Annotated in this window: 4 protein-coding genes, 1 tRNA gene and 1 pseudogene; 4 read left to right on the top strand and 2 right to left on the bottom strand. The window is 48.9% G+C overall.

Annotated features, from left to right (window positions below):
• A pseudogene (locus ACYVDE_RS14485) lies at positions 1 to 392 on the bottom strand (hypothetical protein); the annotation flags it as partial.
• Positions 393 to 622: 230 nt separating this feature from the next.
• Between ACYVDE_RS14485 and ACYVDE_RS14480 the strand changes: the two are divergent.
• The 4 genes from ACYVDE_RS14480 to ACYVDE_RS14465 all read left to right on the top strand — a co-directional run bounded on the left by ACYVDE_RS14480 (position 623) and on the right by ACYVDE_RS14465 (position 3,187).
• A tRNA-Met gene (locus tag ACYVDE_RS14480) sits at positions 623 to 695 on the top strand.
• A gap of 505 nt (positions 696 to 1,200) precedes the next feature.
• Entirely contained in the window at positions 1,201 to 1,500 is a 300-nt protein-coding gene (locus tag ACYVDE_RS14475) for a helix-turn-helix domain-containing protein (protein WP_460502255.1), read from the top strand.
• 125 nt (positions 1,501 to 1,625) lie between these two features.
• On the top strand, positions 1,626 to 2,468 hold the full coding sequence (gene tcmP, locus ACYVDE_RS14470; RefSeq protein WP_460502254.1) for a class I SAM-dependent methyltransferase: 843 nt from the start codon (positions 1,626 to 1,628) through the stop codon (positions 2,466 to 2,468).
• 2 nt (positions 2,469 to 2,470) lie between these two features.
• Complete coding sequence (locus tag ACYVDE_RS14465; protein ID WP_460502253.1) at positions 2,471 to 3,187, top strand: DUF5131 family protein; 717 nt, start codon at positions 2,471 to 2,473, stop codon at positions 3,185 to 3,187.
• A gap of 999 nt (positions 3,188 to 4,186) precedes the next feature.
• On the opposite strand, the gene ACYVDE_RS14460 is transcribed toward ACYVDE_RS14465, so the two are convergent.
• The gene (locus ACYVDE_RS14460) at positions 4,187 to 4,585 is read right to left on the bottom strand and encodes a hypothetical protein (RefSeq protein ID WP_460502252.1); all 399 of its coding nucleotides are present in this window, start codon (positions 4,583 to 4,585) and stop codon (positions 4,187 to 4,189) included.
• Positions 4,586 to 4,878 lie beyond the last annotated feature (293 nt).

Raw genomic sequence — 4,878 nt, 5'->3', positions numbered from 1 at the left:
GCCGCCGCGCCGTGGCCGTAGCCGAGTACCGTAACGGGCGTGTTGGGCGGGCAGGCGGCCAGCACCTGGGCCGTTAGCGCATCGAGGTAAACGCCGAGGTCGGTCAGGTCGGGCAGTAGGGTTTCGGTGGCAAACCACGCGGCATCGGTGCGCGGAGCCGCGTCGATAATGCCGTCGGCATTGAGGTCCTGGGGCTGTTCGTAGCGGCTTAGCGCCTCCGGTAGCAGGAGCAGGCGTTCGGGCGTATCGAGGTTTTGCAGTTGGGTGGCCAGTTCGGGCATGGGCTGGCCGTGGCCGTGCAGGCATACCCACACGTGGGTGATGGCCGGGCCGGGCTCGCCCAGGCTGAGGTAGCGGGCCGTGCGGGAAGTGGTGAATTGAAGTGGCAGCATGGAGAAAAGCGGGAGGAGAAGAGAAAGTTGGCGAGGGCTATACGTAGCGCCCGCCACCCGCGCTGCTGCGGGCGAACGCAAAAAAATAATGGTTCGGCCGCTCGGGGCTAACGCGCGGATAACCAGTGCGTCGCCGCGAATCGTAAAGCCGCAGCACCATTTCCCGAGAAAAAAGCCGCCCTCCTGCTTGCTTCGCCAGCTTTTATAGCTACCTTTGCAGAACCAAACAGTGCGGGGTGGAGCAGTTGGTAGCTCGTTGGGCTCATAACCCAAAGGTCACTGGTTCGAGTCCAGTCCCCGCTACCTAGAGACACCGTAATAGCCTTTAACACAGGTTGTTACGGTGTTTTTCTTTTAGGTCTACCCAGTTAGCACACAGTTAAGCACCGAAATGGGCGAGTTTTCAGCTAATTTCAGCTGCTTGTGTGTTTGTCATGAGCATTGCTACCCCTGTATTCATCAGTTTGTGCCTGCATAGGAACCACTAATGAAGCTTTGAAGCCCATAGGGAACGTTAGTAGGCCGTATAGGAACATGTGAAAAAGCAGGTTGCAACAACTGTAATAAGCGTAAAAACTATATTTCCAGCTTACTGAACGCGTTTTTTGACAAATTTTTTGTGCGTGTGGGGCATACAATTCCACTCCCACCCCAATTTTGGTGCAATGGCAAGCGGTTACGGACCAACGGCACCCCCCTCCCAGAGGAAGGGGAGGAGTAGGGGGTGGCTTAAACCTGTAACATTTCAGAATTTTTAGACTATAAGGCAAGCAAGAGGCTTTCACCCTTCCCTCAGCACCATTCAACAGTGCAAGTATCCTTTGGCTTACCCCCTGAATTCCTAAATCAACTCTCTTCAACCCTGCTGGCTGGAATGCAGCATGAGCTAAAGAGACTCTCTGAAGCTGCTACAGTAGCGAAAGATACTGACACCTTTTACACCGTAAAAGAGGCCGCCAAACGCCTTCAATTGTGTGAGAAAACGGTGTTGTCAAAGATTGATGCCGGCCGGCTCACTGCGGCGAACATCGGCACCTTCGACAAGCCACAGTGGCGAGTGAGCAAAGCAGACTTGATGGCGTTTTACAACGCCAACCGTAGCAGGTAGAAGTGCGCAGTTGGACGAAGTAGTAACCTGAAGAAACGGGCTTTTGCGGAGAGCTATGTACGGTCATGGCCACACACCTATATTGCAGGCTGGCGTACTACCACGTCGAGTAGATTCTACCTGCAATGAACGAGTTTGGAGGCAAATGGACGGAAGAGAAGATTGAGATTTTTATGAAATACGTGATGGCCTATCTGACCATCATGAAAAGCCAACCATTTCGACTGCTCTACTTTGATGGATTCGCCGGGTCGGGCGTGATTGACCCCAATGAGGAGGCAGATGAATTCGATTTGATTCAGGGTGTGGCAACCCGAATCCTCGATATCGCGACTCCACGGCCTTTCGATATTCATTACTTCGTTGAGAAAAACAGGGACAACGCCGAACGCCTACGGCAACTCATCGACTCTGATTACCCGCGAAAAAGGAGCACCGCTTTTGTGAGTAATTCTGACTGCAATAAAAAGCTAATGGATTTAGCGGATTATATGAGGCGGCCGGAAAACAAGAATATCAGAACGTTAGCTTTTTTAGACCCTTACGGGATGCAGCTAAGTTGGGATTCTTTGCTAAGTTTACGAGAATTGCCGCTTGACGTATGGATACTTGTGCCAACGGGAATAGGCGCAGGCCGCCTGTTACGCAAAGATGCGTTAATCGAACCGTCTTGGATGAAGAAGCTGAAGGAGTTTTTTGGTATGGAAGAAGAAGCCATTATGGACCACTTCTACCAGCGCAAAAAGGTTCCTACCCTATTTGGAGACCTAGAGTCTTTCCAGAAAAAACCTCAACCTTCCGAACAGATTGCTGCTCTTTACTCTCGTCGCATTCGCGAGGAAGGGGTGTTCAAGTTTGTCTCGACTCCTCGGCCGCTTAAGAACTCTATTAATATGACGATGTACCATTTTATCATGTGTACCAATAATGCAAGCGGATTGAATATTGCTAACACTATTAAGTCGTAAACATGGCACAGTCAAGCATAGAGTGGACGGAGATGACTTGGAACCCAACGACGGGTTGCGACAAGTTGTCGGCCGGTTGCAAGTTCTGTTACGCTGAAGTCATGACGCGCCGGTTGCAAGCAATGGGTGTGGATAAGTATGCTGATGGCTTTCGGGTCATTCGCACCCATGAGGCCGAACTCTCGCGACCCTTTACGTGGCACAAGCCTCGCACAGTATTCGTTAATTCGATGAGCGACCTGTTTCATGTGAACGTTCCCCTCGATTTTATCCAGAAGGTGTTTACCACCATGAACCAGTGCCCGCAGCACCAATTTCAAGTCCTTACTAAGCGGGCCGAACTATTGGAGCAGTACTCGGATGTTCTGCAATGGACCCCCAATATTTGGATGGGTGTTTCTGTGGAAGATGTGCGGGTACAGTACCGCATCGACCATCTGCGTCGAAGCGGAGCCCACGTTAAGTTCTTGTCACTTGAGCCGCTATTGGGTCCTTTGCCTGACTTGAATCTGTCAGGGATTGATTGGGTAATCGTTGGTGGAGAGTCAGGGCGCAAGCCTCGCCCAATGGCCGAGGAGTGGGTCGAAGATATTCGTCGGCAGTGCGCTACAGCTGGCGTTGCCTTCTTCTTCAAGCAGTGGGGGGGAACTAATAAGAAGGCGGCGGGCAGTTTGCTTAATGGAAAGCAATACCACGAAATGCCTGTGTTCACATCTTAAGCGCCAAAAATCTTTCTGCGTAAATCGGTGTGTAGTTAATGCACACCATTAGGCTATAACATTGAAATTCTGGCGGTTTCCCTTAGTAGGCAAGCATTGCCAGTTTAAGCACCATTTTTACGCATGAGCTTAACTACTATGCATTTAGCCTTAAAAAAGCTCGTGCTTTTAATTGGCTAAATACATTGGCTCGGTGCCAAAATGCTTGCGTTGGCTAACCACCTTGGTAAATGGCCTTTTTTGGTGCCAAAGAAGCCCTCTCAGCGACTTTCGGCATTTTGGCGACCCCTTGACTCTTTTTTTTGCAAGAATCGTTTGTAGGTCAAATTTTGGCGTATATTTGTGGTGTGCTCTACGTCCTTCCAGGGATGTATGCACACAAAAAGGCCCAGCTAGTTCCAGCTAGCTAGGCCCAAGTGACAAGTACTGTTCAAAACAGAGAGGAGGTGACTATGTAAGTGAACTCAGATACAGCCCCTGAAGGCTACCGTTACATTTTTGTTCGAAGCATTATGAAGAACGGTGTGCGCATCTATCCGAAACGTGCGAAAGCATTCCGGATTCTAGTCCCAGTACTAGTGTAATCTCCGCTTACCGTTAGGTAGACGAAGAAGACTTACTCAGCCTATAAGAACATCTCTTGTCATTTACGAACAGCCAGTGAGCATTGCTTGCCGGCTGTTTTACTATGCAAAAAAGAGCAGATTTCCCTTAAAAGTCAGTGTGTGGGCATCGGCTTGGGTGGTCAGGGCCGGATGCATTTGGCAAAAGTTAACAGTGTGATTATCTGTTTTTTGTCGAATTGTGAGTACAAAAGTAGCAATTATCGTCAGACGACAAAACAACTGTTGCAATAAATTTAAAGCTTTTCGACATATAACATCTAAATGTTTGACAGTCAGTTAGTTTTTTTTATCTAGACTAGACCGTTTGTTACAGAGATGAGTAGACGTTGATTAGGTGCTTGTGATTCGGAGTGCAAAGGTACGCAAAAATGTTTTAACGGATAACACTCCATTCAACGAATGGCTTACTGCCAACATAATGAAACGTGGCTCTTGCCCGAAAGCTTGAAAGGGGGCTAATTACCAACTTTCCTGTCAACAGTTGGTCAATTTCTTTGTGCCTCACTTGGTCTTCTGGAAGTGCTGGATGAGTATCATTTGTTGTCTCACCTTTCTTGAATGCTGCTTCCCATCTCTCCCATATAGCCCAATCCTCCAACGCTAGTTGAAAGGTTGTGGCATCAAGGGGGGTAAGCAAATAGTAGGTGGACCAGTCATCAAGTTCGTTGTCCCACCTAGATTCATAGTAATGGGGATGACCCTCAAAACTAGCTACTCCCCCTCTTGGACCATCGTACCAATCGGTGATTGTATAAACGGTTTCTTCTAGCATAATCTGTAAGCTTGCGCAAGGGATAAGTTCTTTCCAAGACATTCAAGAACGTGACCTGTGTTTCACTTTGACAGCGAAGAAAGGCGAATGCTGCCTGCCAGTTGCGTTACTCATTTCGCTTTGCTCCATATGCGTTACCCACCGGCAGACGGACGCAACCTAGCAGGAAGAAATGGACTGCTCTCTTTTCTTCATTGTTGCCCATGAATACAAATAGTAATTGGCGGTGGTCTAAGTGAGGATGAACACGTATAAGGTTGATGGTAACAACTCAGCATACGTGCGCCAAATGC

The organism is Hymenobacter agri (assembly GCF_054778495.1).
The sequence above is the reverse complement of the archived record's forward strand: the minus strand, read 5'-3'. Positions and strand labels throughout refer to the sequence as shown.